This window comes from Neisseria gonorrhoeae (genome assembly GCF_013030075.1).
In the GTDB taxonomy this organism is placed as follows: Bacteria; Pseudomonadota; Gammaproteobacteria; order Burkholderiales; family Neisseriaceae; genus Neisseria; species Neisseria gonorrhoeae.
In genome coordinates, this window is record NZ_AP023069.1 from 197420 (window position 1) to 220682 (window position 23263).

Here is a 23263-nt window from a genome sequence, read left to right on the forward strand (position 1 = left end):
TTCTGTTTTCGTGTGAAGGATGGGTTTTAGGTTGCGGTCATTTATCGGAAAAGCAGAAACTGCTCCGCTGTCATTCCCGCGAAGGCGGGAATCTGGAACCTCTGAATTTTCAGACAACCTTTGAATATTGCCGCCGTCCCGCGTTCTGGATTCCCGCCTGCGCGGGAATGACGATTCATCAGTTTCCCGAAAAAACCGAAATCCGACAGGCAGGATTTTTGCTTTCGCGGGGATGACGGGATTTTAAGTTACGGTCATTTATTGGAAAAGCAGAAACTGCTCCGCCGTTATTCCCGCGAAGGCAGGAATCTGAACACGTCCGTAGGGAAACCTATATCCCGTCATTCCCACGAAAGTGGGAATCCAGGATGCAGGGGAAACCGTTTTATCCGATAAGTTTTCGCACCGAAAGGTCTGGATTCCCGCCTTATATGATGCGCTCTACGCGGGAATGACGGGATTTTAGTAATCGTAGGGTGGGCTTTAGCCCACCAATCAACAACCCAAAATGAAGAAAAAACGGTGGGCTGAAGCCCACCCTGCGCAACTAAAAATTACCAACTACGCTTTTTCATTTATTCCTCCCAAACATGACCATCTATGAGGCGAACCTTGTTGCAATAGATATTTGCTAGAGATTGAGCAGCGGATAGTACTTCTACCTCAAGGCAATTCCATTCATATCCTTTTTCTAATGGTAAAACTACTAAAATAGTAGGGGCTGTACTAGATTATCCCTAAATTCCACACCGATCCCGCAGGATTTTTAGCTGCCGGGACGGTGTGCCGAAGTTAAGTCGAAATTCTCATTCCCTCAAGAACGGCGGGAAAGGTTTACGATCGATTCCGTTGTATTTCCGCAAGGCGCGTTTTGCCTGATTCCAAAAGTTCCCAATGCCGTTAATGTGGTTCCGACGGTCTGCAAATTCCTTGGAACGGTTGATGCGGCAACGGGTAAAACCGCTCGCGTCCGACTTGCCGCGGCTGCCCGGGCTATCGGCATAAACAATACCGTCCGGCATGATTTTCTTTTTGACGGCAGGGGGCAACGTTTCAGGCTCGGCATCGTCCGCGGCAACGGTATAGGCCCGCCCGTTGCGTTTCGGAATGCCGAAGACAACCGCTTTTCCTGCCGCGCCGCGACCGCGTCTGCCTTTACGCCGTCCGCCGAAACAGCTTCCGCCCGGCCCGGCGGGGCCCTCGAAAACCTCATCGGCAGCCAAGGCCAAACGATGGTTGGCAACCGTGCGGATTTTACGGTAAAACAGTGCCGCCGAATCGGGATGGATACCCAAAATATCGGCGGCAGAACGGGCGGTAACTTCCGGTACAAAAGAACGGAGCGGTTCTTTTTGTACTTCTTTCTTTAATTTGCAGTGTGTTATCTTCATATTTCGAGGGTAACATATCTGCTAATCTGGTACAGACCCGAATAGTGTCATGTTCTTCACTAAGAGATAATTTATCTTCATTATATGGATTACCGAGTTTTAAAAAATTTGCTGCTTTTTCTATAGCAACTTGCCAAGTTTTATATTTATCGTAATTTTTATCAAAACGTACTCCCCCTTGTTTATTGGATAAAAAAGTAATTATCTGATTCATATTAAAAATATTTCCATTATGGAAAACTCGTTTTAAAGTTAAAAATTTTTCAGCAGGACATAAAATTATATTTGTTTCAGCATAGATTATTGGTTCACCAGAAAATTCTTGTGATGAATGATATATAGGGCTAATAATTTTTCCGCCTAAATAAACTCCACCAGCCATATAGAGTGGATTAAATTTAAACCGGTACGGCGTTGCCTCGCCTTGCCGTACTATTTGTACTGTCTGCGGCTCGCCGCCTTGTCCTGATTTTTGTTAATCTACTATAAAAATTAACTTTATTCTCTAAGGTTGACAATTTTTCAAATACCAAACTTGTATCAAGGATGGGCAATTCTATAGTTAAACCTATTTCTTTTGCGAGAATATTTAATTGTTTGTCAATTAACCATCGACGGACAATAGGAGTTGCAATGCTACGTACATATCTTGGAGGAAGAGCATCTACACGAATTAGTGTTTCTTTTAAAGTTGATATATCCTCTTCTAAAAGTTTTTGTAACTCTGTTTTAGTATTCATTCTAACAATCCAAAATATAAGCCATTTGAACAAGACTCAAATGGCTTATTAAGATTTAAATTTAACTTAATTTCTGACAAAGCCAACCTTCCGCGCTTGCCAGCATTTCGGGCAATTTGTCGGCATCCGTACCGCCGGCTTGCGCCAAGTCGGGACGGCCGCCGCCTTTGCCGCCGACTTGTTCGGCTGCAAATTTAACCAGATCTCCTGCTTTGACTTTTCCGGTCAGGGCTTTGGATACGCCGGCGCACAGGGAGACTTTACCCTCGTTTACTGCCGCTAAAAGAATCACGGCGTTGTCGGATTTTCCGGTCAGGTCGGTTACGGTTTCGCGCAGGGCGGCTGCGTCGGCTTCGATTTGTGCGGCAACGAGTTTGGCCGCGCCCAGGTCTTTTGCGTCGTCCAAGAGTTTGGCGCCTGCGTGGACGGCGAGTTCGGCTTTGGCGCGTGCCAATTCTTTTTCCAATGCTTTGGCGTGTGCCGCGCCTGCTTGGATTTTCGCCAGTACGTCTTTTTCGGTTTGGGCTTTGGTTTCGGCAATGATGTCTTTTACCAAACGCTCTTGCTCTTGCGCCCATTTGAGTGCGTTCAGGCCGGTGATGGCTTCGATACGGCGTACGCCTGCGGCAATACCGCCTTCGCTGATGATTTTGAAGAGGCCGATGTCGCCGGTGCGTGAAACGTGTGTGCCGCCGCACAATTCGGTAGAGAAACCGCCCATTTGCAGTACGCGTACTTCGTCGCCGTATTTTTCGCCGAAGAGCATCATGGCGTCGGTTTTTTGCGCGTCTTCCATGCTCATAATGGCTGCGTTGACGGCAACGTTGGCTAAAACGGCTTCGTTGACGCGGCGTTCGACTTCAGCGATTTCTTCGGCGGTTACCGCTTGGGGATGGGAAATGTCGAAACGGGTGGATTCGGCGGTAACCAAAGAGCCTTTTTGTTCGACGTGTCCGCCCAATACGTCGCGCAGGGCTTTGTGCATCAGGTGGGTCGCGCTGTGGTTGCGCATATTGGCATTGCGGATTTCGTCATCCACTTTGGCGGTAACGCTGTCGCCGACTTTCAGACGGCCTGAAGTTTGTACGCCGAATTGTCCGAATACGGCCGCTTTGATTTTTTGGGTATCGCGTACTTCAAAGCGGTTTTCGCCTGCGAAGATATAGCCGACGTCGCCGACTTGGCCGCCGGATTCTGCATAGAACGGGGTAAAGTCGATAACGACGGCACCGCTGTCGCCTTCGTTCAATTCGACGACTTGCCCGCCGTCTTTGTAGAGGGCGAGGACTTTGGATTCGGTTTGGCGTTCGCTATAACCTTTAAACTCGGTGTCTTGACCGTCGTAAGGCAGTTGGGCGTTGGCTTTGAAGCTTTGGGCGGCGCGTGCGCGTGCGCGTTGGGCTTCCATTTCGCGCTCGAAGCCTGCTTCGTCCGGTTCGATATTGCGTTCGCGGCAGATGTCGGCAGTCAGGTCGTATGGGAAGCCGTAGGTATCGTAGAGTTTGAAGATAATTTCGCCGCCGAGTGTTTTGCCGCCTTTGGCCAGCGCGTTTTCCAACAAAGCCATACCGGTTTCCAGAGTTTGGGCAAAACGGCTTTCTTCGTTTTTCAAAGCTTCTTCGATTTGCGCCTGTTTTTCTTTCAATTCAGGATACGCGCCGCCCATCTCTTGAACCAAATCGGCAACGAGTTTGTGGAAGAACGGTTTGCTTTGACCCAGTTTGTAACCGTGGCGCACGGCGCGGCGGATGATGCGGCGCAATACGTAGCCGCGTCCTTCGTTGGAAGGCAATACGCCGTCTGCAATCAGGAATGAGCAGGAGCGGATGTGGTCGGCGATAACTTTCAGGCTGGGTTCTTCCATACTGAACGGCGCGCCGGTTTCGCGGGCAACGGCTTTGAGCAGGTCTTGGAACAGGTCGATTTCGTAGTTGCTGTGGACGTGCTGCATCACGGCGGCCATACGTTCCAAGCCCATACCGGTATCGACGGACGGCTTGGGCAGTGGATTCATATTGCCTTGTTCGTCGCGGTTGAACTGCATGAATACGCAGTTCCAAATTTCAATCCAGCGGTCGCCGTCTTCTTCGGGGCTGCCGGGAATGCCGCCCCAGATTTCTTTGCCGTGGTCGTAGAAAATTTCGGAGCAGGGGCCGCAAGGGCCGGTGTCGCCCATTTGCCAGAAGTTGTCGGACGCGTATTTCGCGCCTTTGTTGTCGCCGATGCGGACGATGCGTTCAGACGGCATACCGATTTCGTTCAACCAGATGTTGTAGGCTTCGTCGTCTTCTGCGTAAACGGTCGCCAAGAGTTTGTCTTTGGGGATGTTGAGCCATTCGGGGGAAGTGAGAAACTCCCAAGCGAAGTGGATCGCGTCGCGTTTGAAGTAATCGCCGAAGGAGAAGTTGCCCATCATTTCAAAGAAGGTGTGGTGGCGGGCGGTGTAGCCGACGTTTTCCAAGTCGTTGTGCTTGCCGCCTGCGCGTACACATTTTTGCGCGGTGGTGGCGCGGCTGTACGGGCGTTTGTCGAAACCTAAAAATACGTCTTTAAACTGGTTCATGCCTGCGTTGGTAAACAGCAGGGTCGGGTCGTCGTGCGGCACGAGGCTGGAAGAGCGGACGACGGTGTGGCCTTTGGTTTCAAAAAATTTTAGGAATTTTTGGCGCAGTTCGGAGGTTTTCATAATTTTTTCAATGTCTCTCAAATGTCTTGTCATGGTAAAAGCAGGGAAAACGAACGGCGGTATATTACCGCAAATCCCTGTTTCTAGCTATGGAAGCGGCGGCTTTCAGACGGCATTGCGGGATTTTGAATGCCGTCTGAAGCCCTGTTACCAATATCGGCTATAATGGCCGCTTTCTCCAACCCGATATGCAAGGAATGATAATGGTCAAACATCTGCCACTCGCCGTCCTGACTGCTTTGCTGCTTGCAGCGTGCGGCGGTTCGGACAAACCGCCTGCCGAAAAACCGGCACCGGCGGAAAACCAAAACGTATTGAAAATTTATAACTGGTCGGAATACGTCGATCCGGAAACCGTTGCCGATTTTGAAAAGAAAAACGGCATCAAGGTTACTTATGATGTGTACGACAGTGATGAAACGCTGGAAAGCAAGGTGCTGACCGGAAAATCCGGTTACGACATTGTCGCGCCGTCCAATGCGTTTGTGGGCAGGCAGATTAAGGCAGGTGCGTATCAGAAAATCGATAAGTCGATGATTCCCAATTATAAACATCTCAACCCTGAAATGATGAGGCTGATGGACGGGGTCGATCCCGACCACGAATACGCCGTGCCGTTTTATTGGGGGACAAATACCTTCGCCATCAATACCGAACGCGTGAAAAAGGCTTTGGGTACGGACAAGCTGCCGGACAACCAGTGGGATTTGGTGTTCAACCCCGAATACACGTTCAAACTCAAACAATGCGGCATCAGCTATTTGGACAGCGCGGCGGAAATTTATCCCATGGTGTTGAACTATTTGGGCAAAAACCCGAACAGCAGCAATACGGAAGACATCAGGGAGGCAACCGCCCTGCTCAAGAAAAACCGCCCCAATATCAAACGCTTTACTTCGTCCGGCTTTATCGATGATTTGGCGCGCGGCGATACCTGCGTAACAATCGGTTTCGGCGGAGATTTGAACATCGCCAAACGCCGTGCCGAAGAAGCGGGCGGCAAGGAAAAAATCCGCGTGATGATGCCGAAAGAGGGCGTGGGGATTTGGGTGGATTCTTTCGTGATTCCGAAAGATGCGAAAAACGTCGCCAACGCGCACAAATACATCAACGACTTCCTCGATCCGGAAGTGTCGGCGAAAAACGGCAATTTCGTTACCTACGCGCCTTCGAGCAAGCCGGCGCGCGATTTGATGGAGGACGAATTTAAAAACGACAATACGATTTTCCCGAGCGGGGAAGATTTGAAAAACAGCTTTATCATGGTGCCTATCCGGCCGGCGGCATTGAAGTTTATGGTGCGCCAGTGGCAGGATGTGAAGGCGGGGAAATAAAGCCCGATATGCCGTCTGAAGGATGTTCGGACGGCATTTTTTATCTTTGGCGGAAGAGGGCTTGCAGCCGCTGTTTGAAGGCAATGGGGCGGATGCTGCTCAAAATGCCGCTGAGGATAATGATGCACATACCGAGTATTTCCTGCCAGAAAAGCTCTTCGCCCAGAAAAAATGCGGCAGACAGGGCGGAAAAGACGACGGTCATATAGGAAAGCGAGGCAACCGTGAATTTGTCGCCGACTTTGTAGGCGCGCGTCATCGACAGTTGGGCAATCAGCGCGGACACGCCGATGCCCGACAGATAAACCGCCGATGGAAAGGACAGGGTGTGCCAGCCGGTCAGCGTCGCCCAAACCGACGACATCGCCACGCCGGTTGCGGAAAGGTAAAAGACGACGCGCCAGCCGGGTTCGCCCGCCAAAGACAGTTCGCGCACTTTCAAATACGCCCAGCCGGACATCGCGCCGCCCGCCAGCCCGGCGAGTGCCGCCGGTTCCTGACCGCTGCGGAACGAGGGATTAAGCAGCAATACCACGCCGGCAAAACCAAGGAGCAGCACCGCCTGCGTGTAAACGGAAATCCGTTCTTTCAAAATCAGGAAGGAAAATACCGCCAAAAAAATCGACGAGGTGTAACTCAGGGTAACGCCGGTTGTCAAAGGCAGATGCGTTACCGCGTAAAACAGCAGCAGCATCGCCCCCGTCCCGACCATACTGCGGTTTAAGTGGTTTTTCCAATGGGGCGTGCGGAAGGTGTCGCGCCGCAATACGGCGGCAGCACCGAGCGTAACGGTTGAAAACAGCATGCGCCAAAAGACCAATTCGCCGCTGCCGAGGGCAAATTTTGCCGATGCCTCTTTAATCAATACGTTCATAACGGTGAAGCAGGCCGCCGCCACCAGCATCCAGCCCGATCCTAAAATGTCTTTTTTTGCGGTATCCATAAACGGTCGTTGCGATAAGGACGGTCGGATTGTAAACCTTGCGGCAAGGCTTGTGGAATGTGTTTTTGCCTGCTTCTGATGCCGAAATTTTATTTTTCTTGCCGAACAATTTGTTTTCTCAAGGCAAACTTGATTATAATGGCGGGTATGAAAAAATACCTTATCCCTCTTTCCATTGCGGCAGTCCTTTCCGGCTGCCAGTCTATTTATGTGCCCACATTGACGGAAATCCCCGTGAATCCTATCAATACCGTCAAAACGGAAGCACCTGCAAAAGGTTTTCGCCTCGCCCCTTCGCATTGGGCGGATGTTGCCAAAATCAGCGATGAAGCGACGCGCTTGGGCTATCAGGTGGGTATCGGTAAAATGACCAAGGTTCAGGCGGCGCAATATCTGAACAACTTCAGAAAACGCCTGGTCGGACGCAATGCCGTCGATGACAGTATGTATGAAATCTACCTGCGTTCGGCGGTAGACAGCCAGCGCGGCGAAATCAATACGGAACAGTCCAAGCTGTATATCGAGAATGCCTTGCGCGGCTGGCAGCAGCGTTGGAAAAATATGGATGCCAAACCCGATAATCCCGCATTTACCAACTTTTTGATGGAAGTGATGAAGATGCAGCCCTTGAAATGACGCGGTACGCAAATGCCGTCTGAAAGCTTTTTCAGACGGCATTTGCGTTTGAAGCCCCGATTTATTTTTGCCCGCCTTCTTTCCGGTATTGCCCCGGCGAAACGTGATATTGCCGTTTGAACGCCTTGCCGAAATGCGTTTCCGACTGAAAGCCCACCGACAGCGCGACCTCCAAAACCGAATCCGGGGTTTTCTTCAGCAGCAATGCGCCTTTTTGCAGGCGGATATGGTTCACAAAGGCGTGCGGGCTGAGTCCGACTTGGCTTTTGAAGCGGCGCATCAGTTGCGCGCGCGACATATTGGCGGCGGCAACCATTTTGTCAATATTCCATTCGTCTTCCGGTTTGTCTATCACCTTTTGGATCAAATGTCCCAAACGTTTGTCCTGCCAACCTTTCAATACGCCCGAGAGTTCGACATCCTTATCCTGTTCGAGATAGGCGCGCAGGATAAGCACCAGCAGGACGGACGGTAATGCGTTGACCACGGAAACCGTCCCCGTCAAAGGTTTTTCGCTTTCCAGTTGCAGCATTGAAACCACATACTGCAAACTTGGATGGGCAATGTTCAGAAAAACGGTTTCCGGCAGCCCGTTCATCAAATCGGCGTGGGTGTCGTAGCGGAAACGGGCGCAAAACAGGCTCATATCCAGCCCGTTGCCGCACTGTTTGACCATAAATGTGCCGTTTTGCCGTATGTCCGGTTGTAAACTTTCTCCGTATTTTCCGTCGTGGCTCAACACATGACCCAAGCCGCGCGGGAAAAATACAATATCGCCCGTGCCGACCGGACGCGGGGAAGTTTCGCCGTCGATGCAGAGATAACCGCTGCCCGCCGTAACAATGTGTACCAGCCCTTCGCATTGCAAGGTTTCATGCCGTACCGACCATTGTCCGCCCAAAAGGCACTGCACATCCGCACTGCCCGTCAATTGGGCGAGATCGACCAGTTTGTCCAGAATGTCCATAAATCTTTTTGAACCATAAAATGAGATGATTAAACGAGAAACACAACTGAATAATTGCAATAATACGCACATCAAAAACAGATACGCAAGCGCGTATCAGGGTTAAACGCAAGAGAAAGGAAAAGAAAATGTTTAAAGATTGGAAAGAACATACCGCATTGGTTAAAAAATCATTCGGCGAGCTGGGTAAGGCGCATCCTAAAATGCTGCAAGCCTACGGCGCATTGGAACAGGCCGCCGCCGCCGAAGCACTCGATGCCAAAACGCGCGAACTGATTGCCATCGCCGTTGCCATCACCACCCGTTGCGAGAGCTGCATCAGCGTTCACGCCGCCGCCGCCGCCAAAGCCGGTGCGACCGACAGCGAGATCGCAGGTGCATTGGCAACCGCCATTGCCCTGAATGCGGGTGCTGCTTACACTTACGCCCTGCGTGCATTGGAAGCGGTTGAAACGCAAAAATAATCCGTTTCGGATAAGAAATGCCGTCTGAAAATATTTCAGACGGCATTTTGCCTGTTATGCTTCCCGATATTTTGCAGACAACATATGCAGCCGTTTTTTTCAGACGGCATTTGAGAAACATGGAACAAGTATGAAATATCACCGCTTGGCATTGTTTGCCGCCATAAGCTGCCTGTTGTTGTCCGCCGTTTTTATTGCACCTTACCTGACGGCATTTCACGAACAAGAAAAAATATTTGAATATGCGGATTTGACCGTTACCGCCCCCAACCGCAGCGGACGGGCAATCAAATTGGAGGCGGACGGGCGGCAGTACCGGCTTTCCTGCTACGGGTTCGACAGTTTGTGCACAGGCGGCAATATCGGCAGAGCCATCAGGGCGCGGCAGGTTAAGATTGTTTTAAGCGAAACCGTCGGCAAAGGTTTTTTAAACGGCGTTCTGTTGGAATACCGCAACAGTGGCAGTGTCTATAGCAATAAAGATTTTTCCCGCACGGAAGACCGCCTTGTCGAAGTGTTGGCACAACCTGCCGTTTTCAGCCTGAAACCGGGTATTTTGCTTTTATTGCCCGCCATTTTCCTGCGTTTGAAAAAAATGTGAAAACAGATTGGCGGGGCGGGGGAATGACTATGCGGCAATTTTACGTTTTGGGTTATGAGGATAACCGTTATAATCATAATTTTACAGTCCGCACAGAGAAAACCGATGCCTTGGAACATCCCCATCTTCCTCACATGGTTGAGGGTCTTGCTCATTCCCGTACTGATTGTCCTTTTCTACCTGCCGTTCTCATGGTTTTCAGAAGAAGCAGTCAATGTTGCCGCCGCCGTCATTTTTGCCGTTGCCGCCTTGACCGACTGGTTTGACGGATTTTTGGCAAGGTTGTGGAAACAGACTTCCGATTTCGGCGCATTCCTCGACCCCGTCGCCGACAAGCTGATGGTTGCCGTATCGCTGCTGCTGCTGGTCAAACTCGACCGGACCTATGTTTTGTTCGCGATGATTATCATCGGCAGGGAAATTACCATTTCCGCATTGCGCGAATGGATGGCGCAAATGGGAAAAAGGAGCAGCGTTGCCGTCGCCGCCGTCGGCAAGTTCAAAACCGCCGCGCAAATGCTGGCGATTTTCTTTTTGCTGCTGAATTTTCCCGATTTTTACGGATTTAATCTTGTTGTTATCGGCAACATATTGATGTTTATCGCATCTTTGCTGACAGTCTGGTCGATGCTGTATTATCTGAAAATGGCGTGGAAAGAAATTGCCTGAAAAAAACATAAAAATAGCTTGACGGTAAAAACATAATCCATAATAATTGCGTCTTCTTCGATGTCGGAGAGTGAAATCGGGCGGGAATAGCTCAGTTGGTAGAGCGCAACCTTGCCAAGGTTGAGGTCGCGAGTTCGAGACTCGTTTCCCGCTCCAAAAATTTCATTCTTCCGTAATCATTGCGGGAATAGCTCAGTTGGTAGAGCGCAACCTTGCCAAGGTTGAGGTCGCGAGTTCGAGGCTCGTTTCCCGCTCCAAAAATTTCATTCTTCCGTAATCATTGCGGGAATAGCTCAGTTGGTAGAGCGCAACCTTGCCAAGGTTGAGGTCGCGAGTTCGAGACTCGTTTCCCGCTCCAAGTTTTGTAGACAAGCCAGTTTTAGGGCGAGATAGCAAAGTGGTTATGCAGCGGATTGCAAATCCGTCTACGCCGGTTCGATTCCGACTCTCGCCTCCATATATCTTACGGCGGGGTGGCAGAGTGTTTATGCTATGAGGGGTGCAACCTTCATATAGGCCGGTTAAAATCCGCGCCCCCGCCTCCACCTTTCACAAATGCCCGGGTGGTGAAATAGGTAGACACAACGGACTTAAAATCCGTCGGGACTAAACATCCCATGCCGGTTCGATTCCGGCTCCGGGCACCAAGCTGAAAATGACAATGCCGCTCCAAGCGGTTATTTTTTTATCTGTCGGATGGGGATGGACAATATTGATATGTTCATGCCTGAACAAGAGGAAATCCAATCAATGTGGAAAGAAATTTTACTGAATTACGGTATTTTCCTGCTCGAACTGCTTACCGTGTTCGGCGCAATTGCGCTGATTGTGTTGGCTATCGTACAGAGTAAGAAACAGTCGGAAAGCGGCAGTGTCGTACTGACAGATTTTTCGGAAAATTATAAAAAACAGCGGCAATCGTTTGAAACATTCTTTTTAAGCGAGGAAGAGACAAAACATCAGGAAAAAAAAGAAAAGAAAAAGGAAAAGGCGGAAGCCAAAGCAGAGAAAAAGCGTTTGAAGGAGGGCGGGGAGAAATCTGCCGAAACGCAAAAATCCCGCCTTTTTGTGTTGGATTTTGACGGCGATTTGTATGCACACGCCGTAGAATCCTTGCGTCATGAGATTACGGCGGTGCTTTTGATTGCCAAGCCTGAAGATGAGGTTCTGCTCAGATTGGAAAGTCCGGGCGGCGTGGTTCACGGTTACGGTTTGGCGGCTTCGCAGCTTAGGCGTTTGCGCGAACGCAATATTCCGCTGACCGTCGCCGTCGATAAGGTCGCGGCAAGCGGCGGCTATATGATGGCGTGTGTGGCGGATAAAATTGTTTCCGCTCCGTTTGCGATTATCGGTTCGGTGGGTGTGGTGGCGGAAGTGCCGAATATCCACCGCCTGTTGAAAAAACATGATATTGATGTGGATGTGATGACGGCGGGCGAATTTAAGCGCACGGTTACTTTTATGGGTGAAAATACGGAAAAGGGCAAACAGAAATTCCGGCAGGAACTGGAGGAAACGCATCAGTTGTTCAAGCAGTTTGTCAGTGAAAACCGCCCCGGGTTGGATATTGAAAAAATAGCGACGGGCGAGCATTGGTTCGGCCGGCAGGCGTTGGCGTTGAACTTGATTGACGAGATTTCGACCAGTGATGATTTGTTGTTGAAAGCGTTTGAAAACAAACAGGTTATCGAAGTGAAATATCAGGAGAAGCGAAGCCTGATCCAGCGCATTGGTTTGCAGGCGGAAGCTTCCGTTGAAAAGTTGTTTGCCAAACTTGTCAACCGGCGAGCGGATGTGATGTAGTTTGCCGAACGGATGGAAATGCCGTCTGAAGTGTGTTCAGACGGCATTTTTCAAGTTCCGGCTTTGATGTTCCGTTCCGACCACTCTATCCGTTGTCCGATGTCTTTCAAATTGGAATATTGTTCGACCAATCGCGGCACATCGTCCAAACTCATGGCAAACATCCACAGATAAGTGCCGACCGAATAAATATGCCCCGCGCTGCCGTAGCCTTTGAGCGTCATCATCACAAAAGCAAAGCCGAACAAAATACCCATCGCCGCGCCGACGCAGAGATAGCCGAAGGCTTCGCGGTTGGAAATCAGCACACGCAGGCGCGAAACCAGTCCGTAATGGCGGTACAGCTGCCGCTCGTCGAAGTGGTTGTCGCGTTCCAAGCTGTTGTTCAGGCGGAAATACAGGTTTTCGCTGATGGCGGCAAAACGTGGCAAAAGCCATAAAAACAACGCAAGTATGCCCACCGCCGACACGCCGACCCAAAATTCCAGCACCAGCAGCATGATGCACGCGCCGAATATGGATACGACGGATGTCGCGGCAATCGGCAGGTGTTCTTCAAAAAAGCTGACAAATTCACGCGACAGGGCAACCCGTGCAGTTACCGCTGAATGCGGGACTTGCCGCTGCCGTTGTTCCAACACAACCGGCACGGCGATTTCGGTATAAATCCGCGTAAACGTGCGCGTATCGGCAATCCGCCGTGCCGCACCGACCAGCCACATCAAAAATACAACCAAAGCGTACAGCAACGCCTGCCACACCCTCCCCGCAATCACGGCATTAATCGCCCAGCCGCCAAACACCGGATACCCCAGCATCAAAAGGTTTTCCAGTCCGACCGGGGAAAATGTGCCAATCAATCGCTTGCGGTGGGTTTTGGCTATGTGTTTCAACATTTTCCACATATTTGTCCCTCTATTTTTTATTTTCCGAGATTGTTTTTTCCATCACTTCCGCCAGTGCATCCAAATCGGCAAACAGCCGGGTTGTGCGCTTGTCGCCGAATGTGGAAAATACTTTGTCGCTGAATTCCTGCGCGTTTTCTGTTAAAGGTGCGGCATGGACTTTGCCTTTTTCGGTCAGCGACAGCAACCGTTCGCGCCTGTCCTGTTCGCCTTCCTGCCATTCAATCAACCCTTGTCCGGCAAGGGTTTTGCATACGCCTGAAACGGTCTGTTTGGGCAGACTCCACTCTTCTCCGATGTGCTTTTGCGTGCGGCTGCCTTCGGTTGCCAGGGTATAAAGTACGGTAAAGAGGTTGTAATTCAAATCCTGCTGCCCGATCCATTTGTCAAAGACATTGCAAATCAGGTTGATACGGATTCCAAGTTGGTCGAGTCGGTTCATAATTGGTCTTGATATTGACTAAATTTGTGCGGATTATAGTGGATTAACAAAAACCGGTACGGCGTTGCCTCGCCTTGTCGTACTATTTGTACTGTCTGCGGCTTCGTCGCCTTGTCCTGATTTTTGTTAATCCACTATATAGTCATAATCGGGACTGATTTCAAGCGTGGGGCGATAAAAATGCCGTCTGAAACGCTTTCTGGCTTCAGACGGCATATTGTTTGGAAAGGGAAGTCAGTGTTCTGCCAATTTCAGGTAAACGCCGGAAACGTCCTGTTCGCCGTAGCCGGCTTCAACTGCTTTGCGGTAGCTGGCAGCAACGGTTTCGACGGCGGGCAGGGTGTTGCCTGCCTGTTCAAGCTCTTTGACGGCGAGGTTAAGGTCTTTGGAAGCGTGTTTGAGTGCAAAGGCAGGGGGGAACTCACGGTTTGCCCATAGTGATTTTTTTGTTTGAAACATAGGCGAGTCCATTGCCGAGCCGCCGATGGCTTCGACGATGGTGTCGGTATCGATGCCGAACTGCCGCGCCATCAGCATCGCTTCGCTGTACGCTTCGCCGAAAATGCCTAAGAGCGAGTTCAAGACGAGTTTCGCGCCCGAGCCTTTGCCGACATCGCCGAAATGGAAGGTTTTTTTGCCGACAAGGGAAAATATTTTTTGCAGCGGGTTTAAAACGGCTTCGCTGCCGCCGAACAGAATCAGCAGTGTGCCGTTGGTGGCGGGTCCGACCGATCCGGAAACGGGTGCTTCGGCAAACTGTCCGCCTGCGGCTTCGACAAGTGCTTTGACGGCGAGGTTTTCGGTCGGGGAGATGGTGCTCATGTTGACGATGATTTTGCCGGCCAATCCGTCGCGGACTCCGTTCAGGATGTCGCACACGGCGGCATAGTCGGAAACCATCAGGAAAATGACGGGACAGGCGCGGACGAGTTCGGCGGTGCTGCCGTAAACTTTTGCTCCTTTGGCGGAGATGGGGGCAGTTTTGTCGGGCGAGCGGTTGTATACGCCGACTTCGATGCCGCCGTCCAAGAGCCGCGTTACCATAGGCAGACCCATTTGCCCTAAGCCTACCCAGCCGATTTGTGTGTATGTTTCTGCGGACATAGTGTTTCTCCTTTGTTGGGGCGCTGTAATGCCGTCTGAAGGCTTCCTGCGCTTCAGACGGTCTGTTTGGGGATGTTATGCGGTCAGCGTGCCTTTGGTCGAGGGGGTTTGCCCAGCCATTCTCGGGTCGTGTTCGACTGCCATACGCAGGGCGCGCCCGAAGGCTTTGAATACGGTTTCCGCCTGATGGTGGGCGTTTTTGCCGCTGAGGTTGTCGATGTGCAGGGTCATCATGCTGTGGTTGACGATGCCGTGGAAAAATTCTTCAAACAAATCGACATCGAAACGTCCGATTAGTGCGCGGGTAAATTCGATGTTGTACACGAGTCCGGGGCGGCCGGAAAGGTCGATGACGACGCGGCTGAGGGCTTCGTCGAGCGGGACGTAGGAATGTCCGTAACGGCGGATGCCTTTTTTGTCGCCGAGTGCCTGCCGGATTGCTTGTCCGAGTGTGATGCCGATGTCTTCGGCGGTGTGGTGGTCGTCGATGTGCAGGTCGCCTTTGCAGCTGATGTCGATGTCAATCATGCCGTGGCGGGCGATTTGGTCGATCATGTGTTCGAGGAAGGGAACGCCGGTATCCAGCCTGCTTTTGCCGCTGCCGTCGAGGTTGATGGAGACGGTGATTTGGGTTTCGCAGGTATTGCGGTTGACGGTAACGCTGCGGCAGCCGGCAGCAGATGCGGTTTCGGCAATTCGGGTTTCGGCAGTTCCGGTGCTTTCTGCGGCGGTTTCGGGGACAGTGCGTTCGCGGTGTTTTCTGTCGAGCCAGCCTTTGGGTTTGCCGGTGTGTTTTTCGAGTTTTGCCATCAGGCTGGGACGGATGCCGCGCGCATCGGGGTCTTCTGCCTGCTTTTCAAGGCGTTGTTTGAGTTTGTAAAGTGCGACGGGGGTACGGTAGCCGCAGAGTTTGGCAAGCTTGGGCAGCGAACCTGCTTCTTGGGCGAGAGTCAGGAAGTTGTTCAGGTGGAGTTGTGTCTTGGTCATAGGGATTCCGTTTGGTTTATCGGTAGAGCCGGCGGATAACGTCGAGGACGGCATCGTTTTGTGCGGAGCTGCCTATGGTAATGCGCAGGCAGTGTTCCAAAAGCGGATGTGCGCCGTGCAGTTTTTTGACGAGGATGCGGTTTTGTTTGAGTGTGTCAAACAACAAATCGGCATCGGGTACGCGTATGGTAATGAAGTTTGCCTGACTTGGAAAGGCGTTCAGACGGCATATTTTGCCCAATTCGGCGAACATCCGTTCGCGTTCGTTTTTCAGGCTGTCGATGTTGGCAGAAATGATGCCGTAGTGTTGCAGGGCGAGTTTGGCGGTGGTCAGGCTCAGTTGGTTCATATTGTAGGGCGGCAGGATTTTTTGCAGTTCGCCGATGACTTCGGGACAGCCTGTCGCATAACCGATACGCAGTCCGGCAAAACCGATTTTGCTGAGGGTGCGTAAGACTATCAGGTTGGGAATCCTGCCCGCCTGCGGCAGGAAGCTGTCGCCGTTGAATGCGCCGTAGGCTTCGTCGACGACGACGATGCCGTCTGAAGCTTCGATGGCGGCTTCGATTTCGGCACGCGTGAAACATACGCCGGTCGGGTTGTTCGGGTAGGCGATAAAGGTCAGGGCAGGGCGGTGCTTCCTGACGGCTTCGAGGACGGCGGGCAGGTTGAGGGTGAAATCTCCGTTCAGTGGAACGCCGACATAATCCATGCCGTACAGCGCGGCGTTGTGGCGGTACATGATGAAACCGGGTTCGGCTGCCAACATTGCCGCGCCGGGTTTGGCGGTCAGCATGGTGATGAACTGTATCAGTTCGTCCGAACCGTTGCCTAAGGCGACGGCGGCGCAGTCAGGGATGTCGAACGCCGAACGCAATGCTTCCTGCAAACCGCAGCCGGAGGGGTTGGGATAGAGGTGGATGGGGGCGGATGCCAGTTGCGCCCGCCATTCCCGCATCAGGGCTTCGTGCCCCTCAAAAGGATGGGCGGGGCTTTCCATCGCATCGAGTTTGGCAAAACCGGGCGGAACATCGGTGATTTTGTATGCGGACATGGCGAGGATGTCGTTGCGGATGAAGGAGCGGACGGATTTCATCGTGTTTCCTTAATGGTTGGAATATGCCTGTACGCCGTTTCGGCATTATTTCATACGGAACTCTGCCGCGCGTGCGTGGGCGGTCAGGCTTTCGCCGTGTGCCAGCACGCTGGCGGTTTCGCCTAATTTTTGCGCGCCCTGTTCCGAAACCTGAATCAGGCTGGAGCGTTTTTGGAAATCATATGTCCCCAAAGGCGAGGAAAAGCGGGCGGTTCGGCTGGTGGGCAACACATGGTTCGGGCCGGCGCAGTAGTCGCCGAGGCTTTCGCCGGTGTAGCGTCCCATGAAAATCGCGCCGGCATGGCGGATTTTTTTCGCCCATTCCTGCGGGTTTTCGACTGACAGTTCCAAGTGTTCGGGGGAAATGTAGTTGGAGATTTCGCAGGCTTCGTTCAAGTCTTTAACGAGTATCATCGCGCCCCTGTTGCCGAGCGAGGCCTCGATGATGTCGCGGCGCGGCATGGTTTCGATGAGCCTGTCCATGGCGGCTTCTACTTCGTCGAGATACGCTTGCGACGTGCCGATGAGGATGGCTTGGGCAATTTCGTCGTGTTCGGCCTGGCTGAACAAATCCATCGCCACCCAATCGGCGGGTGTCGTGCCGTCGGCGATGACCAGTATTTCAGACGGCCCCGCCACCATGTCGATGCCGACCACGCCGAACACGCGGCGTTTGGCGGCGGCGACGAAGGCGTTGCCCGGACCGGTGATTTTATCGACTTGGGGGATGGTTTCCGTGCCGTAGGCGAGGGCGGCGATGGCTTGCGCGCCGCCGACGGTGAAGACTTTGGTTACGCCGGCGACGTATGCGGCGGCAAGCACGATGTCGTTGCGTTCGCCTTTCGGTGTCGGTACGACCATAATGATTTCTTTCACGCCTGCGACGTGGGCGGGCATCGCGTTCATGATGACGGAACTCGGATATGCCGCCTTGCCGCCTGGGACGTAAATGCCGACGCGGTCAAGCGGGGTAATCTGTTGCCCCAGCAGCGTGCCGTCTTCATCGGTGTAGCTCCACGATTCCATTTTTTGGCGTTGGTGGTAGCTTTCGACACGGCGGGCGGCGGTCTGCAATGCTGTCTGAACGTCGTTCGGAATGCGCTCGAACGCCGCGTTCAAATCGGCTTGCGTGAGTATTAAATCATCGATGCTTTTAGCGTTTGTCTGATCGAATTTGTTGGTGTATTCAATCAAAGCCGCATCGCCGCGCTTTTGCACGTCGGCGCAAATGTCGGCGACGATGCGTTCGGTTTCGGGGTTTTGCGCGGTTTCAAAAGCCAGCAGGGCTTTGAGTCCGGCTTGGAAATCGGGCGATTGGGTGTTGAGTTTTTTCATGATTTGGGATTCTCCTTTGTTATTTTGGGACTTGGGATCGTCTGAAGCGTCTCTTGCTCGGTTTTGGGTCTGATATACGCTTTTCCTCCCCCGCTACCAAACTTCAATTCGGGCAGGCATTTTTGTTGCAGACCGAGTTTGGCTAATACCTCTTCGCTACGAGAGGTAGTACGGAAACGGTAACGGGTTTGTTTTCTGCCGTTTTTGGTTTCCTCAGTCATTGTTTCAAAACCGTCCACTTCGTACGCACTGACAACAGCGTTTTGCAGACCGGTGTGAACGCCGATAACGTATTTCACTTTTGAAGCAACATCTTTACCGATAACCCAGTTGCCCAACGTACGCGATTTGAGGTTGGCATCGTCTTGGTTGTCGAAAAGGTAGTCTAATTCTTCGTCAGTATCTAAATCGAAAGCATTGTGGATCTTGATGGCGAGAATCAGCCCGTCGGGGTTAATCTCGCTAAGTGGGAGAGAAGAGAATCCAAAGCGGCGATCTAGTTCTTCTACGCTAATACCACCCGGACCATGCCCGGCAATTTTATTTTTGAGTTTTTTACCCAAGACAGATTTAACAAAATGAATTAAGGCAGATTCGGCGGCGAGCGCTTCGACTTCAGTCAGATGATAGCTGATGATATAGCGACCGAGTTTCTTGCATTTGGAGATGGCTTTGAGTTTCCGATCGATAATCTCGCCGGAGACTGGGTCTTGTGAACGACTAGCAACCCATTCATGCTCGAAGATACGATTACCGCAACCTTTTCCGATGTAGAGGATTTTGTCTTTTTTCAGGTCGGTCAGACAATAGACATAAAACCGACGCTCGCCGTTATTCAAAACGGAAAGGGTCGAATCTGAGAATTTTTTTATTTTTGCAACCATTTTAACTTCTCCTATACAGTTTACTGCCGGTGATATTTTCAGACGGCCTGTCGGCGGGAACGGATAGGGTCGTCTGAAAACGCATCTTTATTCAAATGAATGCCCACTTCGCCTTCACTGCGCCGCCGAACGACTGAATAATCGGCTCCAGCAGCGCGTATTTCGTTTTCAAAGCAGCCTTGTTGACCACCAGGTAGCTGGAAATGTCGACGATGTGTTCGACTGCCTCCAAGCCGTTTGCCTTCAAGGTGTTTCCCGTCGAAACCAAGTCCACAATCGCATCGCTCAAGCCGACCAGCGGCGCAAGTTCCATCGAGCCGTACAGTTTGATAATGTCCACATGGACACCCTTGCCGGCAAAATGAGATGCCGCGATTTCAGGATACTTCGTGGCAATCTTCAGACGGCATCCGGGTTGCGAAGCGGCTTCGTAATCAAACCCTTTACGCACAGCAACCATCATGCGGCACTTGGCAATCTCCAAATCCAAAGGCCGGTAAAGCCCCGTGCCGCCGTGTTCGATCAGCACGTCTTTGCCCGCAATGCCGAAGTCCGCCGCGCCGTAGCGGACATAAGTCGGCACATCGGTTGCGCGGACAATGACAAGGCGGATGTTTTCATGGTTCGTCCCGATAATCAGCTTGCGCGATTTTTCGGGCTCTTCAGTCGGAGCAATGCCGGCAGCGGCAAGCAGCGGCAGCGTCTCCTCAAAAATGCGCCCTTTGGATAAGGCGATGGTCAAAGCATTATCCTGCATGGTGTGGATGTCCTTTGTCGGTTGAAACAATAATGCCGTCTGAACAGGCGCCGGCGGTGCAGACGGCATACGGTTTTGTCAGAGCAGGGTCCTTACATCGGCAGCAATCGTTTCCGGCTCGCTTCCGTAAGGCGAGAAAATGGCAACCTCACCGTTTTTGTCGATGAGATACGCACCGGAAGAGTGGTCGACCAAATAGTTTTCGCTGTCGTCTTTTTGATTGATTTTGGCAGAAACCACGCGGTATTGCTGCTTGATGACCGGCAGGTTTTGACCGCCCGTTGCCGTCAGACCGATAAAGTCCGGATTGAACTGTTTGGCATACTTGCCGATGATTTCAGGCGTGTCGCGTTCCGGATCGATGCTGACGAACACCACTTTCACGTCCTTAGCCTGCCCGCCCAACTGCTTCAAAGTGTCGCTGTACGTCAAAAGCTCTGTCGGGCAGACATCGGGACAGTGCGTAAAGCCGAAAGACAGAATCACGACCTTGCCTTTCAAATCGCTCAGGCTGAAAGGCTTGCCTTCGCCGTCGGTCAGCGTGAAATCGCCGCCGATGTCTTCCTTACGCATATCCGTACCGCGCGTTTGCGGCTTTGCCGCATTTTCCGCAGCCGGCGCGGATGCACTTGAAGAAGCGGCTTGCGCCGCACTGTTGTCTTGAGGTTTGCAGGCGGCAAGCGCGGCAAGTACGAAAACGCCCGGCAAAAAGGAACGCGGTACGGAAAACATGACAATCTCCCAAGAATAAATAGAAAAACCTGATTCGTACGGAATTTGAATATTTCCATCTTAACGCGTTTGGCAGATTTAATGTAGTATTTTTTTACGTTGTCCGTACGGCAGGAATTGCCGAATCATACAGAATCTTTGGAGCGGAAAGAACAGTAAGATTAAAATAATAAAAATTCTATTTAAAATCAAAAACAAAATAAAAACAGATAAAATAATTTCAAAAAAAGGTTTACAGAATCTCAAAATCCATTATAATGGCAATTTCTTCACCAGCCCAGGTGGCGAAATTGGTAGACGCAGGGGACTCAAAATCCCCCGCCGCAAGGTGTGTCGGTTCGAGTCCGACCCTGGGCACCACAACCGCTTTTGGAGCGGTTATTTTTTTGTCTATTGCTGTTTAATGAAATAGATAAGACTAAATATAGTGGATTAAATTTAAACCGGTACGGCGTTGCCTCGCCTTGCCGTACCATCTGTACTGTCTGCGGCTTCGTCGTTTTGTCCTGATTTAAATTTAATCCACTATACAATCAATATATTTAAGTCGTTGTTAGCCCTCTTGGTTCTGTCAATGCCGTCCGGTGCAATGAGCCATTTTCAGGAAGTATGGTTGGGAATATTTTTGATATATCAAAAATAAAATCAAGTTCAATCAATATCCCGAGTGAAACCCTGTAAATTTTAAAATTCTTGATACTTTCACATCTGCCCCCATGCAAACTGTCAACAATTTCCATCTTTCAAAAAAGGTACTCCTGATTTTATTCTTTTAAAATCAATCAATAATTTCTCCGCTTTCAAAAAAATTTCTCCGCTTTCAAAAAATATTAAAAGATGAAAGATTTTTCTTGATTGAACTGTCGGTTTGCGTTATCGTTTTTACTCTTTTTCACAAACTCTGTGTTCCTTTCCAATTGATTGGATAATCTGTCTGTTGCCGTGTTCCCCCAATGCGCGTACCCTAAATCGCTGCTTGGTGGAATTGCATTACAGGTGCTGTGGCAAAGCGGTTTGTCCCTATTGGTTTGAAACCGTATAAAAGAGGTCGTTATGCAGTTATCAGGCGCGCAAATCATAGTGCAGAGTCTCAAAGCCGAAGGCGTCGAGTACGTTTTCGGTTATCCCGGCGGTGCGGTTATCGAAATCTACGATGCCCTGTTCCAACTCAATAAATTCAAACACATTCTTACCCGCCATGAGCAGGCGGCAGTACACGCGGCAGATGCGTATGCGCGCGTCAGCGGTAAGGTGGGCGTGGCATTGGTTACATCCGGCCCGGGCGTTACCAATGCGCTGACCGGTATTGCTACTGCCTATACGGATTCGATTCCGATGGTGGTCATCAGCGGACAGGTAGGCAATTCCCTGATTGGTACGGATGCGTTCCAAGAAGTTGATACGGTGGGTATTACCCGTCCGTGCGTCAAACACAATTTCTTGGTTACGGACATCAATGAGTTGGTGGAAACCATTAAAAAGGCGTTCCAAATTGCCGCAAGCGGCCGACCGGGGCCCGTGGTGCTTGATGTCCCGAAAGATGTTACGCAGGCGATGGCGAAATTCAGCTATCCTCAGGAAGACATTTTTATCCGTTCGTATCAACCGGTTGTTCAAGGGCATATCGGTCAGATTAAAAAGGCCGTGCAGATGTTGGCATCTGCCAAACGCCCGGTCGTCTATTTTGGCGGCGGCGTGGTGTTGGGTAATGCTTCTGAAGAGCTGACCCGATTTGTCCGAATGACGGGTGCTCCGTGCACGGGTACGCTGATGGGCTTGGGCGCTTATCCTTCCGGCGACCGCCAATTCCTCGGTATGCTCGGTATGCACGGTACTTACGAGGCAAACCTTGCCATGCAGAATGCGGATGTCGTTCTTGCCGTAGGTGCGCGTTTTGACGACCGTGTGGTTTCCGTACCGTCCAAATTTTTCGAGAAGGCGAAGAAGGTTATCCATATCGATGTCGATCCTTCCAGCATCGCCAAACGCGTGAAGGCGGACATTCCGATTGTCGGCGACGTGAAAAACATTTTGTCCGAGATGGTTGCGCTGTGGCAAAAACAAGAGTCCGTGCCGTCTGAAGATGCTTTGGGCAAATGGTGGAAAACCATAGAGGAATGGCGTTCCCGCGATTGCTTGTGGTTTGACAACGGCAGCGAAATTATCAAGCCCCAATATGTGATTCAGAAGCTTGCCGAGATTACCGGCAATTCGGCAATCATCACATCGGATGTAGGGCAGCATCAAATGTTTGCGGCTCAATATTATCCTTTCGAACGTCCGCGCCAATGGCTCAACTCCGGCGGTTTGGGTACGATGGGCGTGGGTCTGCCTTATGCGATTGGTGCAAAACTTGCCGCCCCGGATCAAGACGTATTCTGTATTACCGGCGACGGCTCGATCCAGATGAACATCCAAGAGTTGTCCACCTGTTTCCAATATCGGATTCCGGTTAACGTCATTACGCTGAACAACGGTTATCTGGGTATGGTACGCCAGTGGCAGGAAATATATTACGGCGGTCGAGAGTCGGAAACCTATTTCGATTCTTTGCCCGATTTCGTCAAACTTGCCGAGGCATACGGCCATATCGGCATCCGCGTGGACAAGAAATCTGATGTGGAAGGTGCCTTGTTGGAAGCATTGAACCAAAAAGACAGGCTGGTGTTTATCGACTTCCTGACCGACCAGAAACAGAATGTGATGCCTATGGTCGGCAACGGCAAAGGTTTGGACGAAATGGTACTTCCGCCGCATATGCGTACGGACGGAAAGGCGTAAGGAGAG

General features: G+C 51.2%; 20 protein-coding genes, 6 tRNA genes and 2 pseudogenes. 13 read left to right on the top strand and 15 right to left on the bottom strand.

The annotated features are described in order from the left end of the window. Positions 1-737 precede the first annotated feature (737 nt). The 3 genes and pseudogenes from HT085_RS00985 to alaS all read right to left on the bottom strand — a co-directional run bounded on the left by HT085_RS00985 (position 738) and on the right by alaS (position 4817). A pseudogene (locus tag HT085_RS00985) lies at positions 738-1391 on the bottom strand (IS1595 family transposase). A 398-nt stretch (positions 1392-1789) separates the two neighbouring features. Next, on the bottom strand, positions 1790-2131 hold the full coding sequence (locus tag HT085_RS12115; RefSeq protein ID WP_003706751.1) for a hypothetical protein: 342 nt from the start codon (positions 2129-2131) through the stop codon (positions 1790-1792). 61 nt (positions 2132-2192) lie between these two features. After that, on the bottom strand, positions 2193-4817 hold the full coding sequence (alaS, locus tag HT085_RS01005) for an alanine--tRNA ligase (protein ID WP_003689722.1): 2625 nt from the start codon (positions 4815-4817) through the stop codon (positions 2193-2195). Between the two features lie 203 nt (positions 4818-5020). Between alaS and HT085_RS01010 the strand changes: the two genes are divergently transcribed. Beyond that, entirely contained in the window at positions 5021-6151 is a 1131-nt protein-coding gene (locus HT085_RS01010) for a polyamine ABC transporter substrate-binding protein (RefSeq protein WP_003689720.1), read from the top strand. Positions 6152-6191: 40 nt separating this feature from the next. Here HT085_RS01010 and HT085_RS01015 read toward each other — a convergent pair whose 3' ends face one another. Further along, positions 6192-7094 carry a DMT family transporter gene (locus tag HT085_RS01015; RefSeq protein WP_003689718.1) on the bottom strand — a complete coding sequence of 301 codons (903 nt, stop codon included), beginning with the start codon at positions 7092-7094 and terminating at the stop codon, positions 6192-6194. A gap of 147 nt (positions 7095-7241) precedes the next feature. On the opposite strand from HT085_RS01015, the gene HT085_RS01020 reads away from it, so the two are divergent. After that, positions 7242-7730 carry a membrane lipoprotein lipid attachment site-containing protein gene (locus HT085_RS01020; protein ID WP_025455765.1) on the top strand — a complete coding sequence of 163 codons (489 nt, stop codon included), beginning with the start codon at positions 7242-7244 and terminating at the stop codon, positions 7728-7730. A gap of 61 nt (positions 7731-7791) precedes the next feature. Here HT085_RS01020 and mtrA read toward each other — a convergent pair whose 3' ends face one another. After that, a complete protein-coding gene (gene mtrA / locus HT085_RS01025; protein WP_003689713.1) occupies positions 7792-8697 on the bottom strand; it encodes an efflux transporter MtrCDE transcriptional activator MtrA in 906 nt (301 codons plus the stop codon). A 128-nt stretch (positions 8698-8825) separates the two neighbouring features. Between mtrA and HT085_RS01030 the strand changes: the two genes are divergently transcribed. The 9 genes from HT085_RS01030 to sohB all read left to right on the top strand — a co-directional run bounded on the left by HT085_RS01030 (position 8826) and on the right by sohB (position 12234). Next, positions 8826-9161, top strand: a complete 336-nt coding sequence (locus HT085_RS01030) for a carboxymuconolactone decarboxylase family protein (protein ID WP_002212800.1) — start codon at positions 8826-8828, stop codon at positions 9159-9161. A 130-nt stretch (positions 9162-9291) separates the two neighbouring features. Then, positions 9292-9762, top strand: a complete 471-nt coding sequence (locus tag HT085_RS01035; protein ID WP_003704792.1) for a hypothetical protein — start codon at positions 9292-9294, stop codon at positions 9760-9762. Positions 9763-9867: 105 nt separating this feature from the next. Then, on the top strand, positions 9868-10431 hold the full coding sequence (gene pgsA / locus HT085_RS01040) for a CDP-diacylglycerol--glycerol-3-phosphate 3-phosphatidyltransferase (RefSeq protein ID WP_003689710.1): 564 nt from the start codon (positions 9868-9870) through the stop codon (positions 10429-10431). An 80-nt stretch (positions 10432-10511) separates the two neighbouring features. Continuing rightward, positions 10512-10587 (top strand) — tRNA-Gly (locus HT085_RS01045). Positions 10588-10612: 25 nt separating this feature from the next. Further along, positions 10613-10688: transfer RNA gene (locus HT085_RS01050), tRNA-Gly, on the top strand. Between the two features lie 25 nt (positions 10689-10713). Then, a tRNA-Gly gene (locus HT085_RS01055) sits at positions 10714-10789 on the top strand. 25 nt (positions 10790-10814) lie between these two features. Then, positions 10815-10888 (top strand) — tRNA-Cys (locus HT085_RS01060). Between the two features lie 100 nt (positions 10889-10988). Beyond that, positions 10989-11078: transfer RNA gene (locus HT085_RS01065), tRNA-Leu, on the top strand. Positions 11079-11181: 103 nt separating this feature from the next. After that, entirely contained in the window at positions 11182-12234 is a 1053-nt protein-coding gene (gene sohB, locus HT085_RS01070; protein ID WP_003689709.1) for a protease SohB, read from the top strand. Between the two features lie 50 nt (positions 12235-12284). On the opposite strand, the gene HT085_RS01075 is transcribed toward sohB, so the two are convergent. From HT085_RS01075 to HT085_RS01115, 9 genes are all read right to left on the bottom strand, one after another. Beyond that, entirely contained in the window at positions 12285-13139 is an 855-nt protein-coding gene (locus HT085_RS01075) for an ABC transporter six-transmembrane domain-containing protein (protein ID WP_003690652.1), read from the bottom strand. 10 nt (positions 13140-13149) lie between these two features. Beyond that, on the bottom strand, positions 13150-13581 hold the full coding sequence (locus HT085_RS01080; protein WP_003689706.1) for a MarR family winged helix-turn-helix transcriptional regulator: 432 nt from the start codon (positions 13579-13581) through the stop codon (positions 13150-13152). Positions 13582-13815: 234 nt separating this feature from the next. Further along, positions 13816-14685, bottom strand: a complete 870-nt coding sequence (locus tag HT085_RS01085) for an NAD(P)-dependent oxidoreductase (protein WP_003692220.1) — start codon at positions 14683-14685, stop codon at positions 13816-13818. Positions 14686-14760: 75 nt separating this feature from the next. Next, positions 14761-15672: an imidazoleglycerol-phosphate dehydratase HisB gene (gene hisB / locus HT085_RS01090; protein ID WP_003689701.1), complete on the bottom strand. Its 912-nt coding sequence runs from the start codon at positions 15670-15672 to the stop codon at positions 14761-14763. 16 nt (positions 15673-15688) lie between these two features. Beyond that, the gene (gene hisC / locus HT085_RS01095; RefSeq protein WP_003689699.1) at positions 15689-16768 is read right to left on the bottom strand and encodes a histidinol-phosphate transaminase; all 1080 of its coding nucleotides are present in this window, start codon (positions 16766-16768) and stop codon (positions 15689-15691) included. A gap of 45 nt (positions 16769-16813) precedes the next feature. Next, positions 16814-18103, bottom strand: coding sequence for a histidinol dehydrogenase (hisD, locus tag HT085_RS01100; protein WP_003689697.1), 1290 nt, complete (start codon positions 18101-18103; stop codon positions 16814-16816). Next, the gene (locus HT085_RS01105) at positions 18100-18987 is read right to left on the bottom strand and encodes an LEM-3-like GIY-YIG domain-containing protein (RefSeq protein WP_003689695.1); all 888 of its coding nucleotides are present in this window, start codon (positions 18985-18987) and stop codon (positions 18100-18102) included. Before HT085_RS01105 ends, hisD begins: the two co-directional genes overlap by 4 nt. 91 nt (positions 18988-19078) lie before the next feature. Next, positions 19079-19744, bottom strand: coding sequence for an ATP phosphoribosyltransferase (hisG, locus tag HT085_RS01110; RefSeq protein ID WP_003689692.1), 666 nt, complete (start codon positions 19742-19744; stop codon positions 19079-19081). A 78-nt stretch (positions 19745-19822) separates the two neighbouring features. Continuing rightward, positions 19823-20476 carry an SCO family protein gene (locus HT085_RS01115; protein ID WP_003689689.1) on the bottom strand — a complete coding sequence of 218 codons (654 nt, stop codon included), beginning with the start codon at positions 20474-20476 and terminating at the stop codon, positions 19823-19825. 275 nt (positions 20477-20751) lie between these two features. Between HT085_RS01115 and HT085_RS01120 the strand changes: the two genes are divergently transcribed. Then, a tRNA-Leu gene (locus HT085_RS01120) sits at positions 20752-20836 on the top strand. 56 nt (positions 20837-20892) lie between these two features. Here HT085_RS01120 and HT085_RS01125 read toward each other — a convergent pair. After that, positions 20893-21006, bottom strand: a pseudogene (locus HT085_RS01125) (IS5/IS1182 family transposase); the annotation flags it as partial. A gap of 523 nt (positions 21007-21529) precedes the next feature. Between HT085_RS01125 and ilvB the strand changes: the two are divergent. Next, entirely contained in the window at positions 21530-23257 is a 1728-nt protein-coding gene (gene ilvB / locus HT085_RS01130) for a biosynthetic-type acetolactate synthase large subunit (RefSeq protein ID WP_003689687.1), read from the top strand. The last annotated feature ends 6 nt before the right edge of the window (positions 23258-23263 follow it).

What these genes read in the sequence shown, in the direction of transcription:
- pgsA (WP_003689710.1), top strand. Translation starts at nt 9,868, where the DNA reads ATGCCTTGGAACATCCCCATCTTCCTCACATGGTTGAGGGTCTTGCTC.
- mtrA (WP_003689713.1), bottom strand. Translation starts at nt 8,697, where the DNA reads ATGGACATTCTGGACAAACTGGTCGATCTCGCCCAATTGACGGGCAGT.
- HT085_RS01020 (WP_025455765.1), top strand. Translation starts at nt 7,242, where the DNA reads ATGAAAAAATACCTTATCCCTCTTTCCATTGCGGCAGTCCTTTCCGGC.
- HT085_RS01080 (WP_003689706.1), bottom strand. Translation starts at nt 13,581, where the DNA reads ATGAACCGACTCGACCAACTTGGAATCCGTATCAACCTGATTTGCAAT.
- HT085_RS01115 (WP_003689689.1), bottom strand. Translation starts at nt 20,476, where the DNA reads ATGTTTTCCGTACCGCGTTCCTTTTTGCCGGGCGTTTTCGTACTTGCC.
- hisD (WP_003689697.1), bottom strand. Translation starts at nt 18,103, where the DNA reads ATGAAAAAACTCAACACCCAATCGCCCGATTTCCAAGCCGGACTCAAA.
- hisC (WP_003689699.1), bottom strand. Translation starts at nt 16,768, where the DNA reads ATGAAATCCGTCCGCTCCTTCATCCGCAACGACATCCTCGCCATGTCC.
- HT085_RS01085 (WP_003692220.1), bottom strand. Translation starts at nt 14,685, where the DNA reads ATGTCCGCAGAAACATACACACAAATCGGCTGGGTAGGCTTAGGGCAA.
- HT085_RS01075 (WP_003690652.1), bottom strand. Translation starts at nt 13,139, where the DNA reads ATGTGGAAAATGTTGAAACACATAGCCAAAACCCACCGCAAGCGATTG.
- ilvB (WP_003689687.1), top strand. Translation starts at nt 21,530, where the DNA reads ATGCAGTTATCAGGCGCGCAAATCATAGTGCAGAGTCTCAAAGCCGAA.
- sohB (WP_003689709.1), top strand. Translation starts at nt 11,182, where the DNA reads ATGTGGAAAGAAATTTTACTGAATTACGGTATTTTCCTGCTCGAACTG.
- HT085_RS01035 (WP_003704792.1), top strand. Translation starts at nt 9,292, where the DNA reads ATGAAATATCACCGCTTGGCATTGTTTGCCGCCATAAGCTGCCTGTTG.
- HT085_RS01010 (WP_003689720.1), top strand. Translation starts at nt 5,021, where the DNA reads ATGGTCAAACATCTGCCACTCGCCGTCCTGACTGCTTTGCTGCTTGCA.
- HT085_RS01015 (WP_003689718.1), bottom strand. Translation starts at nt 7,094, where the DNA reads ATGGATACCGCAAAAAAAGACATTTTAGGATCGGGCTGGATGCTGGTG.
- HT085_RS12115 (WP_003706751.1), bottom strand. Translation starts at nt 2,131, where the DNA reads ATGAATACTAAAACAGAGTTACAAAAACTTTTAGAAGAGGATATATCA.
- hisG (WP_003689692.1), bottom strand. Translation starts at nt 19,744, where the DNA reads ATGCAGGATAATGCTTTGACCATCGCCTTATCCAAAGGGCGCATTTTT.
- hisB (WP_003689701.1), bottom strand. Translation starts at nt 15,672, where the DNA reads ATGACCAAGACACAACTCCACCTGAACAACTTCCTGACTCTCGCCCAA.
- HT085_RS01030 (WP_002212800.1), top strand. Translation starts at nt 8,826, where the DNA reads ATGTTTAAAGATTGGAAAGAACATACCGCATTGGTTAAAAAATCATTC.
- alaS (WP_003689722.1), bottom strand. Translation starts at nt 4,817, where the DNA reads ATGAAAACCTCCGAACTGCGCCAAAAATTCCTAAAATTTTTTGAAACC.
- HT085_RS01105 (WP_003689695.1), bottom strand. Translation starts at nt 18,987, where the DNA reads ATGGTTGCAAAAATAAAAAAATTCTCAGATTCGACCCTTTCCGTTTTG.